Origin of the sequence: Bradyrhizobium sp. AZCC 2176 (assembly GCF_036924645.1) — a bacterium.
Classification (GTDB): Bacteria; Pseudomonadota; Alphaproteobacteria; order Rhizobiales; family Xanthobacteraceae; genus Bradyrhizobium.
In genome coordinates, this window is sequence record NZ_JAZHRX010000001.1 from 1,479,199 (window position 1) to 1,497,816 (window position 18,618).

At 64.1% G+C, this 18,618-nt stretch carries 13 protein-coding genes and 1 pseudogene; 4 read left to right on the forward strand and 10 right to left on the reverse strand.

Features of this window, described 5'->3' with window-relative positions:
* Window positions 1-93: 93 nt before the first annotated feature.
* On the forward strand, window positions 94-2,970 hold the full coding sequence (locus tag V1288_RS06680) for an EAL domain-containing protein (RefSeq protein ID WP_334356315.1): 2,877 nt from the start codon (window positions 94-96) through the stop codon (window positions 2,968-2,970).
* 137 nt (window positions 2,971-3,107) lie between these two features.
* On the opposite strand, the gene V1288_RS06685 is transcribed toward V1288_RS06680, so the two are convergent.
* From V1288_RS06685 to V1288_RS06710, 6 genes are all read right to left on the reverse strand, one after another.
* Entirely contained in the window at window positions 3,108-4,643 is a 1,536-nt protein-coding gene (locus tag V1288_RS06685; protein WP_334356316.1) for a L,D-transpeptidase, read from the reverse strand.
* A gap of 271 nt (window positions 4,644-4,914) precedes the next feature.
* On the reverse strand, window positions 4,915-5,562 hold the full coding sequence (locus V1288_RS06690) for a hypothetical protein (RefSeq protein WP_334361212.1): 648 nt from the start codon (window positions 5,560-5,562) through the stop codon (window positions 4,915-4,917).
* Complete coding sequence (locus V1288_RS06695) at window positions 5,562-6,056, reverse strand: c-type cytochrome (protein ID WP_334361213.1); 495 nt, start codon at window positions 6,054-6,056, stop codon at window positions 5,562-5,564. Before V1288_RS06695 ends, V1288_RS06690 begins: the two co-directional genes overlap by 1 nt.
* A 132-nt stretch (window positions 6,057-6,188) precedes the next feature.
* A complete protein-coding gene (locus tag V1288_RS06700; RefSeq protein ID WP_442893916.1) occupies window positions 6,189-7,949 on the reverse strand; it encodes a PQQ-dependent dehydrogenase, methanol/ethanol family in 1,761 nt (586 codons plus the stop codon).
* 147 nt (window positions 7,950-8,096) lie between these two features.
* Window positions 8,097-8,606 carry a copper chaperone PCu(A)C gene (locus tag V1288_RS06705; RefSeq protein ID WP_334356317.1) on the reverse strand — a complete coding sequence of 170 codons (510 nt, stop codon included), beginning with the start codon at window positions 8,604-8,606 and terminating at the stop codon, window positions 8,097-8,099.
* A 262-nt stretch (window positions 8,607-8,868) separates the two neighbouring features.
* Window positions 8,869-9,126 carry a DUF7662 domain-containing protein gene (locus tag V1288_RS06710; protein WP_334356318.1) on the reverse strand — a complete coding sequence of 86 codons (258 nt, stop codon included), beginning with the start codon at window positions 9,124-9,126 and terminating at the stop codon, window positions 8,869-8,871.
* 230 nt (window positions 9,127-9,356) lie between these two features.
* Between V1288_RS06710 and V1288_RS06715 the strand changes: the two genes are divergently transcribed.
* Complete coding sequence (locus tag V1288_RS06715; RefSeq protein WP_334356319.1) at window positions 9,357-10,802, forward strand: sensor domain-containing diguanylate cyclase; 1,446 nt, start codon at window positions 9,357-9,359, stop codon at window positions 10,800-10,802.
* A gap of 106 nt (window positions 10,803-10,908) precedes the next feature.
* On the opposite strand, the gene ltrA is transcribed toward V1288_RS06715, so the two are convergent.
* Window positions 10,909-12,285, reverse strand: a complete 1,377-nt coding sequence (ltrA, locus tag V1288_RS06720; protein WP_334355225.1) for a group II intron reverse transcriptase/maturase — start codon at window positions 12,283-12,285, stop codon at window positions 10,909-10,911.
* A gap of 557 nt (window positions 12,286-12,842) precedes the next feature.
* Window positions 12,843-13,724 (reverse strand): UTP--glucose-1-phosphate uridylyltransferase GalU, encoded by an 882-nt coding sequence (gene galU, locus V1288_RS06725; protein ID WP_334356320.1) that lies wholly within the window; start codon window positions 13,722-13,724, stop codon window positions 12,843-12,845.
* A gap of 241 nt (window positions 13,725-13,965) precedes the next feature.
* Here galU and V1288_RS06730 point away from each other — a divergent pair, with 241 nt between their 5' ends.
* Window positions 13,966-15,327: a lytic murein transglycosylase gene (locus tag V1288_RS06730; protein ID WP_334356321.1), complete on the forward strand. Its 1,362-nt coding sequence runs from the start codon at window positions 13,966-13,968 to the stop codon at window positions 15,325-15,327.
* A gap of 203 nt (window positions 15,328-15,530) precedes the next feature.
* Window positions 15,531-17,316, forward strand: a pseudogene (locus V1288_RS06735) (SGNH/GDSL hydrolase family protein).
* Window positions 17,317-17,404: 88 nt separating this feature from the next.
* On the opposite strand, the gene V1288_RS06740 reads toward V1288_RS06735, so the two are convergent.
* Entirely contained in the window at window positions 17,405-17,779 is a 375-nt protein-coding gene (locus tag V1288_RS06740; RefSeq protein ID WP_334356322.1) for a CsbD family protein, read from the reverse strand.
* Window positions 17,780-17,879: 100 nt separating this feature from the next.
* Window positions 17,880-18,614, reverse strand: a complete 735-nt coding sequence (locus V1288_RS06745) for an SDR family NAD(P)-dependent oxidoreductase (RefSeq protein ID WP_334356323.1) — start codon at window positions 18,612-18,614, stop codon at window positions 17,880-17,882.
* Window positions 18,615-18,618: the final 4 nt, after the last annotated feature.

Here is an 18,618-nt window from a genome sequence, read left to right on the forward strand (position 1 = left end):
CCCTTTGATTTACTTCGCTTTCATGTCATTTATCGCGGAAACGCGGGACCATTCGCCAGGTCCCGAAGGGTCGTTGCTCGCGGAGTACTGACATTGCGTCTGATCAGGTGCCTTGCGCTGTTGGCGCTGGGCCTCATGATTGTTGCGGCCGCGCCGGCGGCGCACGCCATTGACGCGGTCAGCGTCCGCAGTGACGCGCCTGCCATCGACCTCACCGCCGTGCTTGACCACCAGCGCAGCGAAACCGACCGCATCCAGGTTTCGACCGCGCCGGGAACCGACGGCATCGTCCGCCGCATCGAGGTCCGCGCCCGCGAGGGCGGGCAGAACTGGGTGGTGTTCGCGCTTGCCAACAACACCGACGACCAACTCGACCGCCTGATCGTCGCGCCGCATTATCGCATCGTGTCGTCCGGCCTGTTGTGGCCCGACCTCGGCCTGTCGCGCATCGCCACCATCACGCCGTCGACCGGCGACCGTCCTGAGCGGCAGGAAAGCGCGACTGCCGACATCTTCCGCATCACGCTCGATCCCGGCGCCGTCATCACCTTCGTGGCGGAACTGCGCACCGACAAGCTGCCGCAGCTCTATCTGTGGGAGCCCGACGCCTACAAGGACAAGGTGAACTCGTTCACGCTCTACCAGGGCATCGTGATCGGCATCTCCGGACTCCTGGCCCTCGTGCTGACCATTCTGTTCGTGGTGAAGGGCAGCATCATGTTCCCCGCCGCCGCCGCGCTGGCCTGGGCGGTGCTGGTCTATATCGGCGTCGATTTCGGCTTCTGGGGCAAGGTGCTCGACATGTCGAACAACGCCGAGCGCGTCTGGCGCGCGGCGGGCGAGGCGATCCTGGCGGCGACGCTGCTCGTGTTCCTGTTTGCCTATCTCAATCTCAGCCGCTGGCATGTGCGCTATTCCCACATCACCGTCGGCTGGCTGGCCTTCCTCGGCTCGCTGGTGGCGCTGGCGCTGTTCGATCCCGCGGTCGCCTCCGGCATTGCACGCATCTCACTGGTGCTGATCGCCTTCGCGGGCTTTGCGCTGATCGTCTATCTCTCGACGCATGGTTTCGATCGCGCGGTGCTGTTGATTCCGACCTGGTTCCTGCTGGTGGTCTGGGTGATCGCGGCCGGCATGACGGTGGCGGGCTCCGTGACCAACGACATCGTCGGTCCCGCGCTGCTCGGCGGCCTCGTGCTGATCGTGATGCTGATCGGATTTACGGTGATGCAGCACGCCTTTGCCGGCGGCGGCGCGACCACCGGCATCGTCTCCGACATCGAGCGTCGCGCGCTGGCGCTGACCGGTTCCGGCGACCTGATCTGGGACTGGGACGTCTCCGCCGACAAGGTATTCACCAGCCCGGAGACCGAAAGCCTGCTCGGCCTGAAGCGCGGCACGCTGGAAGGCCCCGCCGCGAAATGGCTGGAGGTGCTGCACCCGCTCGACCAGGATCGTTTCCGCGCAGCCCTCGACAGCGTGCTCGACCAGCGCCGCGGCCGCCTGGTGCAGGATTTCCGCCTGCGCACGCCCGACGGCCATTTCATGTGGTTCGCGCTGAAGGCGCGTCCGGTGGTCGGCTCCGACGGCGAGGTCTCGCGCGTGGTCGGAACCCTCACCGACGTCACCGAGATCAAGAACGCCGAAGAGCGCATGCTCCACGACTCCGTGCATGACAACCTCACCGGTCTTCCGAACCGCAAATTGTTCATGGACCGCCTTGGCGCGGTCGCCAATTTCGCCAAGAGCATGCCGACGCTGCGGCCGACGCTGATGGTGATCGACCTCGACCGTTTCAAGCAGGTCAATGATTCCGTCGGCATCGCGGTCGGCGATTCCATCCTGCTGACGCTGGCGCGGCGGCTGACGCGCATCCTGAAACCGCAGGATACGCTGGCGCGACTGGCCGGCGACCAGTTCGGCCTGATCCTGTTGTCGGAGCAGGACCCGGCGCGCATCACCGCGTTTGCCGAAACCATCCGCAAGACCATCCGCGCGCCGATCGCCTTCAACGACCGCGAGATCTTCCTGACCGCTTCCATCGGGCTCGCGCTGTCCGATCCGCAGACGCAACTGTCCGACGAGATCATCAAGGACGCCGAGCTTGCGATGTATCACTCCAAGCGCATCGGCGGCGACCGCATCGACGTCTACAAGCCCGCCATGCGCGCCCGCAAGACCGACCGCCTGACGCTGGAAAGCGAACTCCGCCGCGCCATCGAGCGGCAGGAAATCACCATCCTGTACCAGCCGATCGTGCGGCTGGAAGACCGCTCGATCGCCGGCTTCGAGGCCCTGGCGCGCTGGGACCATCCCAAGCTCGGCCGGATGTCGCCGTCGGAATTCATCACGATCGCCGAGGAAATCGGCCTGATCGTCGATCTCGGCATGTTCGTGCTCGACCAGACCGCGCGGCAGCTTTCGGTGTGGCAGCGCGCGATGCGCTCGCGCGAACCGATCTTTGCCTCCGTCAACGTCTCCTCGCGGCAGTTGCTGCGCCACGATCTGATCCATGACATCCGCACCGTGCTGTCACGATCGTCGGTGGCGCGCGGCACGCTGAAACTGGAGCTGACGGAATCGCTGGTCATGGAAAACCCTGAACATGCCGCGCAGATGCTGACGCGTATTCGCGAACTCGGCACCGGGCTGTCGCTGGACGATTTCGGCACCGGCCATTCCTCGCTGGCCTATCTGCAGCGCTTTCCGTTCGATACCATCAAGATCGACCAGTCCTTCGTGCGCACCACCAGCCGCGGCACGCGACCCGTGATCCTGAAATCGATCATCGCCCTCGCCCACGACCTCGGCATGGACGTGGTCGCGGAGGGCGCCGAGACGGATTCGGATGCGGTCGAGCTCTATCAGCTCGGCTGCGAATACGCCCAGGGCTTTGCGTTCGGTGAGCCGATGGATGCCGACGCCGCGATGCGGCTGCTCACGGAGGAGCGGCTGGAAGCGGCGAGCTAGTCTCTTCGTCGCCCCTGCGAAAGCAGGGGCCCATACGCCGCGGCCCGTCCGTGAAGTGATGGGGCCGGTTGCCTTCGCTACAACAGCAGCCTGTGATTATGGGTCGCCGTCTTCCCTGCGCGCGGCGTGCCTTGGTCTTACCACCAGCCCGGTTGCATCGGACGATAGTACTGGCCGCCGCGGCGGCGCGTGTTGCCGGTTTGGGGGGCCGGATCGCGCGGAAAATTGAAGAAGCCGAAACCGTTGTCGCCCTGGACGTCGTCGCTCGCAACAAGGACATCGGCCGTAGGCTGGCGCGTTATAAAGCCGCCCTGGGGCTGGTTGTTCAGCACCGCGACGAACTCGGTGCGATAGTTGGTTTCGCTGCTCAGCGGCTCGTCCGAGACGACGATCGAGGATCGCGGCAATGCGGTCGGCGCGATGCGATCGAGCACCTCCTGCGGCATGGTGATGCGCTCCAGCGCGGCCTTGGCGTTGTCGCCGTTGTCGATCGTGACCGCGGTCCAGCGCAGGCTCGCCTCATTGCGCGCCACCGCCGTGAACACATGCGTGCCGATCGGCCTTTCGGGATTGCGGATCGTGACCGGAACCTCAATCGTCGCATCGAACACGATGCCGCCGCCGTCAGGTGCCGGCTTATGCGTGGGGCGGCGCACGTAAAGCTTCTGCGTCGCGCGGCTGATGTAGATCGAGACCGGCTCGAGCGCGAGCTTCGCCTCGCTCGCCGCTTTGGCGGTGTCGACCTTCCTGGTCTCGGCCGCCTTGGCAGCGTCTTTTGCGGCGGCGGCGGCGCCGGGCTTCGACTTCGCGTCATCCCTGGCAGTGTCGAGCTGCGTCCCCAGTTCCGCGGCCTTGGCGTCGGCCGTTTGCTTGAGGTGCTCGGCCCGCGCCTTGGCCTCGTCGGTCTTTGCGGCAGCGAGCGCCTTGTCGGCGTAAGCGAGCCCAGCGTCGGCGCGGGTCTTGAGCCCCTCCAGCTTGCGCAGCGACACCTTGAGCGACGCCACCTCGCGCGCCGCGGTCGCGGCGGCTTTCTTCGCCTCCCCGGCCGTCGTTGCGGCCTCCGCGGCCTCGCGGGCAAGCGTCTCGGCGCGCGCCGGTGCAGCCGCAATGGCCTCCGGGCTCGGCACGAATAGCGCCGGGTGGGAGAACTCGACCGGCTCGGCGTTATCAGGCGAGACGATTACCCGCATCCCGATCCGCGTCCTGTCGAACAATTTCTCGGCGAAGCCAAAGGGCATCCGCACGCAGCCGTGCGAGGCCGCGTATCCGGGCAGCGGGCCGCCGTGCAGCGCGATGCCGTTCCAGGTGATGCGCTGCATGTTCGGCATCTCGGCATCGTCATAGAGGCTCGAATGGTGATCCTTGTTCTTCTCGAGGATGGCGAACACGCCGGCAGGCGTCTCGCGTCCAGTGGTGCCGGTTGAAACCGGCGCGCGCAGGATCCAGCCGTCGGCGTCGTAGATGGTGACCTGCTGGGTCTTGATCGAAACGATCGCCATGATCGGCTCGCCTGCGTCGCGCGGCGCCGTCGCCTCGGCGGGGGGCTTGGGGCGCACTTGTGTCGCCGCGGCGTCAGCGGCCAGCGCGGCCATCACCGCGAGCGTCACAATGGCGGGGGGACCCCAACGCCGCATCGCCACGGTGGATCGCGCCATCGTAACTCGATTCACCATGCCATGCCCCGGTTGAAATGCCTGTCCGCGCTTGCATCGATCAAGTGTCAGATCGCGACTTTGGACTAACTAACCGCCGCCACCATCTACGCCGCCAATTCGCGCCTTAAGACTATCGGCACGCTCCATTGGCAGTTCTCTCATATACGACGGCCGGCGTAGCAGGAAGGGTGGCTCGCGGCTGAATTGGCACTTTTTGGACGTGCAGCACGTAGCGCGACATTTACTTTGGAGGTAGACCAACTCAGGCAGCCAGCACCACGGCAATGCCCTAATCCTTCGCCCGCAGTATGCTGATCCGCGTTTCATCGACGAAACTCTTGATGTCCTGATCGGGGCGGCGGAACAGATTACGTTCGACAATGAGTGAGCGGCCGCTGATTGTCTTGGTGCAGCGCTCCTTGAGGTAGATGCCTCCCACTGGCTGATCTCCTGCACCCGGCTGGCCCTCGGTGCATGCCCAGCCGTCCGAGCCGTAGCGCGATTTGGCCTGCAGCCCCAGGAGAAACGCCTTCTTCCGGATATAGAGACGCGCCTTCGGATCGGTCTCGATCTGCAGACCGGCAACATGGCCGGTATCGTCGATCAGCAAGGTCAGGATCGCGGGATGGCCCGCCACCATCGTGCCGTCGCGGCTGGTCGATGGATCGTAACCAAATCGGATCGCCCGTGTTCCATTCTTCTCGGCAGGACAGTCGCGCCAATCCTTCCAGCCAGAAAGTGTTCGCTTCGAATCCGCCGCGCAAGAGAAGTCGACGTAACCTGACTCCGCCAGCTCGGCCGCGGCCATTCCGAGGCGAATGTCGCGCAGATCGTTGCCGCCGAACTCTTCCGTCCGTGCCGGAGAGTACGCAAGTGCGACGGCCTGCCAGACAAGCAGGCCCGCGGCAAGAACTCCCGATAGCGTCAGTCTGTCCATCACTTGCCCTTCCCCATGCTGGCGGTCGCATCATCCGGCTTCTGCGCCTTGTAGACGTCGCATACCCGCGACGTGCTTGAGAAGAAGGCGACGCATTCCGCGTAAGTGGGTTCACCCGCTCCCTTGATATGGGCGATCACGTAATCGGCGACGGCTTCGATATCCTTCGGCCGCAGAAATGTTCCGCCCTCGGGCGGCATCTGTGCCCCCGCGTCCTGGCGGTTCATGCCATGGCATTTCACCTCATCGTAGGCGCCGCGCATGAAGAACGGCATCCCCGTGCCTGGCCGCCCGCAGCCGACGGTTTCAATGATCTGATCCCGCGTCAGCTCGGTCTTGCGCAGCGACAGCGCATCGCCGCCATAGCCACCGCCGCCATTGCCGTGCCATTTGTGGCAACCCACGCAATTCGCGCGACTGAACACCGCCTTGCCGGTATTGGTCGGATCCGAGGCCGGCGCCTGCGCCGACTGACCGTAGGTCGCGGCCGGCATCGAAAAATTCAGGGCGACGACGCTGGCAAGCAGCAGCTCGTCTGCCGCCGGGAATCTGTTGAAGATCATCATTGCATCTCTTGTCGAAGAAGCGGGAGGGCCCGCCGTTGGCGGACCCTCCATTTTTGGATGTCAGAGTGCGAATACGTAGAGCATCGATCCCGGCTGTATCTTCTTCAATTCGGGCGTCGAATCGATGAACCACTTGTCCCAGGCGCCGCCCAGGCCGACCAGAATGGCGACGTACTGTTTGCCGTCGACCGTAAAGGTCATCGGCGGTGCGTTGACGCCGCCGCCCGTGTTGAACTCCCAGAGCTTCTGCAATGACTTGGCGTCAAGCGCCATCACTTCGCCGGACGGCTGGCCGGTGAAGACGAGGTCAGGAGTCGCAAGCATGCCGCCCAAATTGGGGAACGGCGTTTCCATTTTGCCGGCGATCTTGCCGGTCGTCACGTCGATCGCAGTCACGCTGCCGGTGATCGTGAACGGCTGGCTCGGGCCGCCGCCGGTCCAGAACTCACGAGGTTTCAGTTTTTCCGGCGTCATCACCTCAACTTTGATGCGATTGCAGCTCTCGATCACCGGGATGTACCAGAGCTTCAGATCCGGATTATAGGCCGTCGGCGGCCAGTTCTTACCGCCCATATTGCCGGGGCAGATGTCGGTTTCCATGTTGGTGCGGCTTGGCGTCACCGACGCGATATAGGTCTGCACCTGCTTGTTCGAGTCATACTCGATCGGCTTGCCGGTCTCCGCGTCGAGCCCTTTGGTCCATGTGACTTTCTTGACGAATGGGAGGCCCCAGACGAACTTGCCGTTGGTGCGATCGATCGCATAGGCGAAGCCGTTGCGGTCCGCTTCGAGCGCGAGCTTCCGCGGACCGCTGGGCCCGGGGATATCGACCAGCACGTTTTCGGCCACGCTGTCATAGTCGTAGGGGTCGTTCGGCGTGTGCTGATAGTGCCACTTGATCTTGCCGGTTGTGGCGTCAAGGGCCAGCGAGCTGTCGGTGTAAAGGTTGTCGCCCGGCCGATAGGCGTTATCCCAGTCCGGTCCGGGATTGCCGATGCCCCAGATGAGGGTGTCGGTTGCGGGATCGTAGGTGCCGGTTACCCAGGTCGAACCGCCGCCGGCGGCAGCCGCGTTGTTGCTGTCCTTCCAGGTTTCGCTGCCGGGCTCGCCCTTGCCCGGGATCGTGTGGGTGCGCCAGACCTCCTTCTGGGTCGCAAGGTCGGTGGCGGCGATCCAGCCACGGATGCCGTACTCCGCGCCGGCCACGCCGGTGATCGCCATGTTCTTGACGATCAACGGCGCGCCGGTGATCACCTCGCCCTTGTCCGGATCGGCGACAGTCCGCTGCCAGGCGACCTGGCCGGTATCCTTGTTGGTCGCGATCAGCCGGCCATCAAGCGTGTGGGAAATGACGAGATCACCCCACAGTGCGACGCCGCGGTTGTCGACGCCGCAGCACGCCACAGCACCAGCCCAGTCACGGTCCGTCTTGGGATCCATCTTCCAGACCAGCACGCCGCGGCCACCATGCGCATCGATCTTGTAAACGGAACCCCATCCATCGGTAACGTAGAGAAAGCCGTTCTCGGCAATGGGCGTGCCTTCCAGCCCGCCATGGCTCCAGATGCCGCCGCCTTCGATGCCGCCGAGGTGCATGGTCCAGGCGACCTTCAGGTTCTTCACGTTATCGCGGTTGACCTCCTTCAGGCTGGAGAACCGGTGAGCCGAGTAATTCTGATGATGATGAAGCCAGTTGCCCGGCTCCTTGTCGACGTTGAGCAGCCGTTCCTGATTGACCTGGTCCGCGGCGGAGACAGGAAGTGCGCCCATCACGCTTGCGGCAGCCACCGCTGCGGCAAGCCGACAGGCTCGCGTCAACATTTTTGTGTGACCTGAAGATCGCTCCATGAGTAATGCCTCCTTGCTGGCAAGTTCTTGTTCGCAGATCATGTTGGATCGAACGTCCGGCATATCCGGGCGTTCGCTGACGGGCCCCATTCAACGGGCTTCACCAGTCCGCTGTCGCGATCATGGCGTTCGTGAAACCTGCACCTCCGTTTCCTTGGTTCCGGCTTTCTGGAAAACGACGGCGCATGTGAACGTCTCGCCATCGACGAGCTTCTGCCGCGTCTGCAGCAGCATGACGTGATATCCGTCGTGCTTGAGTTCGATCGTCTTGCTCTCCGGGATCGGAATGGACTTGATCTCGCGCATGGCGGGCGCGCCTTCGCCGCGATCGACCGTATGCTTTACGACGAAATTCGCGAACGGACAGCGGACGCGCAGGATGGCATCGGCTTCGGCAGCATCGTTCCTGATCGTCATCAGCAGCGGGAGATCGATACCGACTTCGTCGGACGCCGGCACCCGGGCGTTCGTCAATTGCAGCGCATCGCCTGCGAAGCCGGGCGTCAGCCCAACTCCGGCAACAAGTTCGGCAAACAGTCCGAGCGCCAGAAGCCGGGATCTGCCGGGCAGCGCAGCCCACCCTGCCCGATCAAGAACACCATCAAGACTCGATGCCGCTATGGCGCTCATCGGCTATCGCCGCGGCCATCAGAGATTTGCAGGCGTGGGACGCCCAAACGACCATGTCGTCGGAACCATCGGCGCCATCCTCCCACGATCGATTTTTCTTCTTGTCTTATAAGTTGCGCCCCAAATTGAGGCGGCGGTAGGGCCGGTGTCTGTGGAAAATGATTCCAGCGGGAGACTCGCTTGGCGTATTCCATACCAATCGATATCCTGCACGGAAACGCGGCGCTGCATGCACCGATGATGACGGGTGAGCGGCACGCGCTCACCGCCTCGCGGGCATCTTCTTGAACTTCACGCTTTTCCCATCCGCCTGCCGCGTCGCGATGTAGCCGGCTTCCAGGCAGGCCTCGCGCTGTGGCATTTTCTCCTGCGGGCTGCGCAGCGTCTCCCACCAGGATGCGCGCTGCGCGGCGCGCGGCAGGGCGGCGTCGATGATCTCCTCGATCTGTTCGAAGCTCAGCACGAATTCGGCACGCTTCTGCGCCTTCAGATAGTCCCGCAAGGGATCGTAAACGTTCACGCGTGTCCTCAATGGTGATTTGCACAAAACCGTCGACGCCGGCAACCCGGCGTTAACTCTCTATCATATCGCCGTCGTCGTTTAAGGCCGCAACAACATATCCGGCCGCATATCCGAAGGCTTGGAGCGGACGATGCTATTCGGACGGCAAAGCGACGTGGCCGGGAAAGATCTGACCGGGAAAGGGCTGGTTCAGGAAAGCTTCCAACCGCCGGCCCTGGCGCTTGTCCGTGAAGCTGTTGATCGCGTCGTCGATCGCGACCGTGATCGGCTTTTCGGCGATTTGCGCCAGCGTGATGCTGGACATGCGCCGCGGCGAGGAAGAACTCGCCCGCCAGACTCTCGAAAATCTCGCAGCCGGCATCGATGCCGACATCAGCCGAAACATCGAACTCTATGACCTCTCGCTGCGCAACGTCGCCAGCAATCTGGTGATGCCGGAGATCAGCGCCGTCGGCAGGGAGATCCAGCACCTGATCCTGTTCGATCATGCCGCCACCGCCAGACATTTCGGCGTGATCCAGGTGTTCGACGCACAGGGCAAGCTGACGCACGACGCGGCAAGCCTCGATCCGGCGCCGGAGGATCGCAGCGACGAGGAGTATTTCCAGGTCCATCGCGCCAATCCCGATCTAGGCCTGTACATGAGCCGGCCGATGCTGCGCCGCGGCGCCTATTCGATCGTGCTGAGCCGGCGCATCAACGATACCGACGGTGGTTTTCTCGGCGTCGTGGTGGGTTCGATCCGTTTCACTTATTTCCATGACCTGTTCGGAAGGCTGACCCTCAACCCCGGCGATACGATCACGGTGCTGCGCCGGGACCGGACGATCATCATGCGGACGCCGTTCGACCTGGATGTGATCGGGAAGAACCTGGCGGAGCGGCCAAAATGGCGCGCGGACAATTTGAAGCAAGGCGCGGCCTATGCCGGCGTCGGACCGGTCGATCCGACGCCGCGGCTCTACGTTCGAAGCGGCAGCACGAATTTATTCTTTGTCGTGGTTGGAAAGCCGCTGGCGAGCATTCTGAATCTTTGGCACAGGGAAGTGATCCGGATCGGAGCGATCATGACGGTGCTGATCCTGTTCGTGGTCGGCACTGCGCTGTTCCTCGCGCGCGAGATCGGCCGCCGCGCGGAGGCCGAGGACAAGCTGGAAGAGCTGGCAACCACCGATGCGCTCACCGGCCTGAAGAACCGGCGCAAATTCGATACCGAGATCGATGCGGAATGGCGGCGGGCAGCGCGCAACAACACGCCGATCGCGGTCCTGATGATCGACGCCGACCATTTCAAATCCTACAACGACACTTATGGCCATCAGGCCGGCGACCAGGTGCTGGTCGGCATTGCGATCTGCATTTCGGACGCGGTGCGGAGGGCGGGCGACTGTTCGGCGCGCTACGGCGGCGAGGAATTCGCGGTGCTGCTGCCCGGCCTATCGGCGGTGGAAGCGTTCACCGTCGCCGAAACCATCCGCATCAAGGTCGAACAGTGGGCCGAGGACCCCAATGTCATGACGGTCAGCATCGGCGTGGCGAGCATGACACCCACGGCAGCCATTGATTGGCCCTATCTCGTCGAAGCGGCCGACAAGGCGCTCTACGCGGCCAAGGCCAGCGGCCGCAACCAGTCGGTGGTCGCCGCGATCCCGCAGCTCGCGCTGGTGGCGTGAGCATCTGCGCCAGCACCGTCATTGCGATCGGGATAGGGGGGAGCCTCTCGGCTCCTCCCCTCCCACACCACCGTACGTACGGGTCCGTATACGGCGGTTCGGTGGATTATGCATGTCGTAGTTCTGTGATGGAAGTCAGGCCGAGTGAACCGAAGAAAGCAATTGGCATTGCAGTGGTGAGCGCGGGGCTGCTTGCGAGCCGCCAAGGGCCACGCGGGCTTCCGGCGGTTCGCGCCGCCAGGTCCCGGCCGACGCCGCAGCGTCGCAGCTCGGCAAAGCGAGCAGGTCCACACTTCCATTGCTTCCAGGCGATGGCGCGCAACCGCCGCCTGATCCATTCCTCAAGCGCGCGCAACACCGACGGGGTTTGGCAGAAGCCGAAGTAACCCCGCCACCCGATGAGGTAGACCGACAGCTCCTTGACGATCTGCGCAAGGCTTCGTCCACGCGTGCGCCGCGTCAGCTCCCGAATTCTCGCCTTGAAGCGGGCGATGGCCTGCGGCGCAACGCGCCGTCGCGGCTTTCGTCCACTCGTGTAGCTGAAGCCCAGGAACTTGCGAACGCTCGGTTTGGCAACCGCACTCTTGGCTTTGTTGACCTTGAGCTTGAGGCGCTTCTCGATGAACCGCTCGATCCCGGCCAGCACCCGCTCGCCCGCCTTCTGACTGCGCACATAGATGTTGCAATCGTCGGCGTAGCGCACGAAGCGATGGCCGCGTTTCTCCAGTTCCTTGTCCAGCACATCCAGCATCAGGTTCGACAACAGCGGCGAGAGCGGCCCACCCTGCGGCGTGCCTTCCTCCGTCGGGCTGACAAGGCCTCCTTCCATCGCACCCGCGGTCAGAAAGCCGCGGATCAGCTTCAGGATGCGTTTGTCGGCAACCCGCTTGGCAACAAGCCCCATCAGGATATCGTGGTTGACCCGGTCGAAGAACTTCTCCAGGTCGATGTCCACGACGATGGCGTGTCCGGACGCAATATACGTCTGCGCCCGCTCTACCGCCTGATGCGCCGAGCGCTTCGGCCGGAAGCCGAAGCTCGTCTCGGAGAACGTTCCGTCCCAGTCGGCTTGCAGCACCTGCATCACCGCCTGCTGGATAAAGCGGTCGAGCACCGTCGGAATGCCGAGCAGCCGCATGCCACCCGACGGCTTCGGTATCTCGACGCGCCACACCGGCTGCGGCTTGTAGATGCCTTCAAGCAACTGGACCCGAACCGTAGGCCAGTGCTCCTTCAGGTAGGCCGACAAGTCATCGACATTCATACCGTCAATGCCTGCCGTACCTTTGTTGCGCTTCACTCGCGCCAACGCTTTCTTCAGGTTCTCACGCTCAACCACGTCTTCCATCGACGGTCCCGCAACCGCCGGGCGTTCGGGACAGGCTCTCGCCGGGCGCGCTTCGGGCTCTCGGGCGGCGGCGCTTCGGGCTTCACCCTCCGCTCCGGTGCCCAAGTTCAGCTCGACCTGGTTCTTCTGCCGCATGGCTCGCACGAGATCGCCGCTCTACTAACCGCTTCCACCGTTCAGGCCTTCGGCGGCGCGCTGCCGCCTACTACGCCCTCTGCTGACTTCTGCGCTGCGGTCAGGCCGCCTTGCGGCGGCCTCAGTCCCAAAGCTGGGACGCAGCGCAGACCTCCCGAGGTAAGACCGACCGCCTTCACCGCACGCCCGCCGGATCTACCACCCCGACCTTTGATAACCATGGACTTCGCGATTGGCTGCTCGCTCGTCCGGCCGGGCAGGCCTCGTTATCCGGTGTTTGTCCATCGGGCCGCGGCTTTGCTCCACGCTTTCTTCAGACCCCACCTCGCGGTGACGCCCTTGCGCTTCGCTAGTCCTTCGCCGTCATCAGGCTAGACAGAGGACTTCCACCTCCAAGCTGTCGTTCATACTCGGCACACAGCCAACGGGTCGCGCGAATGCGCGCCCGATGACAGGCTCCGCGAAGCAATCCATACGTCAGCGTATGCGGAGCGATGGATTGCTTCGTCGCTACGCTCCTCGCAATGACGGGGGAAAGGCCGCTACGCCTTCGCCCGTCACTTCTCCAGATACTTCTTCATCTCCGCGCGCAGGCCGTCGCGCAGATCGTCGCGCGCCATGCCGTAGGCGATGTTGGCGCGCAGGAAGCCGGATTTGGAGCCGCAATCGTGCCGCTCGCCTTCGAACTCCACGCCATAGAATCTTTGCGTCCTGGCGAGAGTTTTCATCGCATCGGTGAGCTGGATCTCGTTGCCCGCGCCGCGCTCCTGGGTCTCCAGGATCTTGAAGATTTCCGGCTGCAGGATGTAGCGCCCGGTGATCGAAAGGTTGGACGGCGCCGTGCCCTTCGGCGGTTTCTCCACCATGCCGTCGACCTCGAACATGTTTTTGGCGAGCCGCTTGCCGACGCCGCAGATGCCGTATTGATGGGTGAGATCGTCGGGCACCGCCTCGACCGCCAGCAGGTTGGACTTGCTGCCGAGCTTGCTGGCAGCCTCGACCATCTGCTTCAGGCAACCGGGGCTGTTCAGCACCAGCTCGTCCGGCAGCACCACCGCGAACGGCTCGTCGCCGACGATATCGCGCGCGCACCAGACCGCATGCCCGAGCCCGAGCGGCGCCTGCTGACGGGTGAAGCTGGTGGCGCCGGCTTTGGGCTGGTCGCGCGCCAAAATATCCTGCTCGGCCTTCTTGTTGCCGCGCGCAGCCAGCGTGGTGTCGAGCTCGAACATCCGGTCGAAATGATCCTCAATCACGCCCTTGTTGCGCCCGGTGACGAAGACGAAATGCTCGATGCCGGCCTCCTTGGCCTCGTCGACCACGTACTGGATCAGCGGCTTGTCGACGATCGTCAGCATTTCCTTCGGCATCGCCTTGGTGGCGGGCAGGACGCGGGTGCCGAGACCGGCGACCGGGAAGACGGCTTTACGGATTTTCATGGGTATCGCGAGCCTTGACATTGAGAAATTTGGAAATGAGGAAAGTGCTTTGATTGCACGTTGATAGCCGGTTTGCACCCCTGAACAAAGGCGGATCTATGGTGGCCATCTCGCCTCCCCTTGCGCACCCCGGCCGCGACAACAAAATCCCCTCTGTTAAACTATTGGAAACCGTGACAGGGCCTTCTGGCACGGGGTTGGCTGCGACGGACGGCACGGCATGGGTCTGATGGAACGAGTGATGAGCAATCGAACCGGCGCGATGCTAATCGCGGCCGCGCTGTTGTGTTCCAGCGGGCAATCGCAAGCCCAATCCTCCGGCAATGGGGTTTCGAACTTTTTCGGCAACATCTTTTCCGGGCAGAAAGCCGCGCCGCCTCAGGCCACGCCCGGCCCGGACGGCAATCCGCCGCCCTGGAGCGGCGAGGACGGCGCCTCCGGCCATCCGCTGATGACGGCTTCCGCGATCCGTGAGGCTGCCGCCAACTTTCAAAATTGCGTTGCCTCGATGTGGCCTGATGCTGCACGCCGCAACATCACCCAGCAGAATTTCGAGCGCTTCACCGCAGGGCTCGAGCCTGATTTGCGCATCATGGACCTGATGGATTCGCAGCCCGAATTCACCAAGGCGATCTGGGACTATCTCGACATCCTCGTGAACGACAACCGCCTGGCCAAGGGGCGCGAGATCCTCGCGACATACAAGCCGCAGTTCGATGCGGCGGAGAAAGCCTACGGCGTCGACCGCTACGCGATCGCCTCGATCTGGGGCATCGAGTCGAACTACTCGACGCAGATGGGCGACCGCAACGTGGTGCAGTCGACGGCGACGCTGGCCTGCGTCGGCCGCCGGCAGGCCTATTTCAAGGACGAATTCCTCACCGCACTGGAAATCCTCAACCGCGGCGATCTGCGTCCCGAACAGATGCGCGGCTCCTGGGCCGGCGCATTCGGGCCGACGCAGTTCATGCCGACCGCCTTCAAGCGCTACGCCGTCGACGGTGACGGCGACGGCCGCCGCGACGTCGTCGACAACGCCGCCGACCTGATCGCCTCCACCGCCAACAACCTCAAGAAGGACGGCTGGCAGACCGGGCGGAGCTGGGGCTACGAGGTGGTGCTGCCGGAAGGTTTCAATTTCATGCTGGCGGACAAGTCCAAGGCGATGACGATCGCGCAGTGGCAACAGCAGGGACTGAAGCGGGCCGACGGCAAGCCGTTCCCTGACACAACCGAGAAGGCCTATCTGCTGGCGCCTGCCGGCGCGCAGGGGCCCGGCTTCCTGATGCTGCAGAATTTCCGGGTGATCATGAAATACAACCCGGCGGAGGCCTATGCGCTGGCGATCGGCCATTTTGCCGACCGCCTGCGCGGCGGGGCGCCGTTCGTGCAGCCCTGGCCGCGGCAGGAACGGGTGCTGTCGCGGGCGGAGCGGCTGGAACTGCAGCAGCTCCTGGCCCAGCGCGGCTTCTACCGCGGCACGCCGGACGGTCAGTTCGGCGGCCAGACGCGGGAGGCGCTCCGCGGCTTCCAGGCCTCGATCGGGGCTCCTGCGGACGGATTTGCCTCTTCGGACGTGCTGGAGCGGCTGCGGGGGCGCTAAATCCCTTTGGTTTGACGCGTTTTCTTCGCGCGAACAGGTCCGATTTCGCTCGAAAACGCTATGAAAATAACCCTGAAAACCACGATTCGGCAGAAGCCTTGACGGTCAGGCCGGAACCCAGGTTCATGGGGAAAATCTGCCCGCTTGCGGCCCGATTCCAGTACTATGTTTGACACCTCACGATCCATTGCGACCCGAGCCGGATGCGAAAGCCAAAGTCCTTCTTGCGCGTTTTCACCGACACCGGCCCGCTGGTGGCGCTGGCGGTTGCGATCGCGCTTCTGGTCGGGATCGTCGGCCCTGCGTCGGCGCAATTCTTCAATTTCGGAGGGCCCTCCCGTCCTGCCCCGCGCACCGGCGGCGGCTGGTTCGGCGGCGATTTCTTTGCGCCGTTCCAGCAAACGCCTCAGCAGCAGGCGCCGCGCCAGGATTTTTCCCGCGCGCCGGGGCCTGCCAAGCGTGACACGGTGCCGGAACGTAATGTGCTGGTGCTGGGCGACGCCATGGCCGACTGGCTCGGCTATGGCCTGGAAGATGCCTATGCCGAGCAGCCCGACATGGGCGTGATCCGCAAGCACAAGACCGTCTCCGGCCTGATTAAGTATCAGCCGCGCGGCGAGCCCGCCGACTGGGCCGCGGCTGCCAAGGGCATCCTCGCCAGCGAAAAGCCTGATGCCATCGTCGTCATGCTCGGCCTCAATGACCGCGTGGCCATCCGCGAGGCAGCGCCTGAGAAGAAAAGCGACAAGAAAGACGACAAGAAGGACGCGCGCGCCAAGCCAGGCGATGCAAAGCCCAAGCCCGAAAGCTCGACTGATGCTGGCAAGGCTGATGGAACCAAGGCAGACACGGCTAAGGCAGATACTGCCAAGGCTGATACTGCCAAGGCAGATACCGCGAAGGCTGATACCGCGAAGGCTGATACCGCCAAGGCTGATACCGCGAAGGCTGACGATGCCGAGGACGATGATGCGCTGCAAACTCGCCGCCCCCGAGAAGAGCGCGCGCGCGGGCGGCGGGCTTTACGAGTTTCGCGACGAGCGCTGGGTCGAACTCTACGCCAAGAAGATCGAAGAGTTGATTGGCGTGCTGAAATCCAAGGGCGTGCCGGTGTTGTGGGTCGGCCTGCCTGCGATCCGCGGGCAGCGCGGAACGGCCGACATGCTGTTCCTCGATGCGCTGTATCGCGACGGCGCCGGCAAGGCCGGCATCACCTATGTCGATATCTGGGACGGCTTTGTCGATGAAGCCGGCCGCTTCCTGCAAAAAGGTCCCGACTTCGAAGGTCAGATCCGCCAGTTGCGCACGGCCGACGGCGTCTTCTTCACCAGGCCCGGCGCGCGCAAGCTCGCGCATTATGTCGAGCGCGAAGTGACGCGCCTGCTCGCTTCACGCTCGGGTCCGATCGCCGTGCCGATCGAGCCGGCAACCCCGGAGGCCAATGTAGCGCCCGGCCAGCCGGCGCCGCGTCCGCTTGCCGGACCGGTCATGCCGCTGGTGGCTTCGTCCGTCGGCACCGATCAGTTGCTCGGCGGTCCCGGCACGCGCCCGGCGGCGGTCGATGCGCTCGCTGCGCGCACGCTGGTGAAGGGTGAAGCGCTGGCAGCGCCGGCCGGCCGCGCCGACGATTACGCCTGGCCTCGCCGGGAAATCGGCCGCGAGCAGGCCAAGGGCGATACGCCGGTTGCGGCCGCCTCCCCGGGCGGAACGGTGACGGCAGTGCCCGGACAGAGGCAGCTTTTGCTTCCACCGCCGCAACAAACGTTACAACAACAGAAGAAGCAGCCGCCGCCGATGCAGATCCGACCCGCGCCAAACAACGGGCCGTCGCTGCGCGATTTCTTCGGCGGGTTCGGTGCGGCGCCGCGTCAGCCCGCGCCGCCCGCGGCCGCACCGCCGCGCGGCCCCGTAGCCCCGGGCGTTCCGCGCCCGCCGGGTAGTGTCGGACGATCGGCCGAGGTCCCGCCGGGCAATCTCACGCGATTCTGACGCCTTGCGGTGAGACGCGCGTTTTCGGACGACGCATCGCCGGGTCCGAACGATGCAGGCATCGCCCGGCAAACCAATGAGGACCGCTCTATCCGTAATAGCGCCAGCGCGGCGGCGGGCGGCGCGGCGGGCGCGTCATCAGCAGCGCCAACGCAAAACCAATTCCACCCGCGACCAGCAGCGCGCCGAGCGGATTTTCCTGCACGGTTTTCGCTACCGCTTTCTGGCCGCTGCGAACAGTGTCGCCGCTGTTCTCATAGGCGTCCTTGGCATAGTTGACGGCGGCATCGGTGGCGTCGCGGGCGGCATCCTTGGCCTGCCCGTAGAGATTTTGCACCGTGCCGGCCGCTTCACGCGCGCGGCCTTCGGCCTGCGTCTTCGCGTCGCCGGCGATGTCGCCGACAGTGCTTTCGACCTTACCCGCAAAATCCTTGGCCGAGCCGGCAATCCGATCCTTGTCCATCGGGTCACTCCTGTTTTCCCTGTGTTTTCTTGGGAGCTAACCGGCGAGGCCCGTTCGGGTTCCTGAAGCGCTGAAGACGCCTCGGTTCAGAATGCTTGGCTCAAAGTATAAGCCCGCCATCGACCACGATGGTCTGGCCGATGATGTAGGACGCCAGCGGCGAGGCCAGGAACAGCGCGGCACCAGCCATGTCGGCGGGCGTGCCGAGCCGCTTCAGCGGGATCCGCTCCAGCGCGCCTTCGAGCCGTTTCGGATTGGCAGTCGTCGCCTTGGTCATCTTGGTGTCAACCAGCCCTGGCGCGATGCCGTTGACGCGGATGCCGTTCTCGGCCCACGCCTCGCCGAGCGTGCGCGTCAATCCCACCGCACCGGTCTTCGAAGCGTTATAGGCCGGGTTGCCCATGGTGGAGTGATAGGCGGCAGTCGAACTGACGATGATCAGCGAATCCTTGCTAGCGCTCAGCATCGCCTGGAATTTGGTTGCGCACGCCATCAGACTCATCAAATTGACTTCCACCACCTTGCGAAAGCCATCCATCTCGAATTCGCCGCGGCGGTAGATCACTGCGCCTTGCGCCAATACCAGCGCGTCGAGCTTTTCGAACGGCGGCTTCAAGGCCTCGATCGCCTGCGCATTGCTGACGTCGAGCTGGAAATAATCGAGGCCTTCGAGATGCGACCCTTCGTCGGGCGAATAGTCAGCGGCGGCAGCGCGGGTGCCGCTGACGGCGACGCGCGCGCCCTTGGCGCGGAACGCCTGCGCAATGCCGTTACCGATGCCGCTGGAGCCGCCGACCACCAGCACCTGCTTGCCGCTGAAATCCAGTTCGTTCATCGCT

Excerpts from the sequence above, each read along its gene's own strand:
- V1288_RS06685 (WP_334356316.1), bottom strand. The coding sequence starts at position 4,643 with ATGGTGAATCGAGTTACGATGGCGCGATCCACCGTGGCGATGCGGCGT.
- V1288_RS06690 (WP_334361212.1), bottom strand. The coding sequence starts at position 5,562 with ATGGACAGACTGACGCTATCGGGAGTTCTTGCCGCGGGCCTGCTTGTC.
- V1288_RS06695 (WP_334361213.1), bottom strand. The coding sequence starts at position 6,056 with ATGCCGGCCGCGACCTACGGTCAGTCGGCGCAGGCGCCGGCCTCGGAT.
- V1288_RS06700 (WP_442893916.1), bottom strand. The coding sequence starts at position 7,949 with ATGTTGACGCGAGCCTGTCGGCTTGCCGCAGCGGTGGCTGCCGCAAGC.
- V1288_RS06705 (WP_334356317.1), bottom strand. The coding sequence starts at position 8,606 with ATGAGCGCCATAGCGGCATCGAGTCTTGATGGTGTTCTTGATCGGGCA.
- ltrA (WP_334355225.1), bottom strand. The coding sequence starts at position 12,285 with ATGCGGCAGAAGAACCAGGTCGAGCTGAACTTGGGCACCGGAGCGGAG.
- galU (WP_334356320.1), bottom strand. The coding sequence starts at position 13,724 with ATGAAAATCCGTAAAGCCGTCTTCCCGGTCGCCGGTCTCGGCACCCGC.
- V1288_RS06730 (WP_334356321.1), top strand. The coding sequence starts at position 13,966 with ATGAGCAATCGAACCGGCGCGATGCTAATCGCGGCCGCGCTGTTGTGT.
- V1288_RS06740 (WP_334356322.1), bottom strand. The coding sequence starts at position 17,779 with ATGGACAAGGATCGGATTGCCGGCTCGGCCAAGGATTTTGCGGGTAAG.
- V1288_RS06745 (WP_334356323.1), bottom strand. The coding sequence starts at position 18,614 with ATGAACGAACTGGATTTCAGCGGCAAGCAGGTGCTGGTGGTCGGCGGC.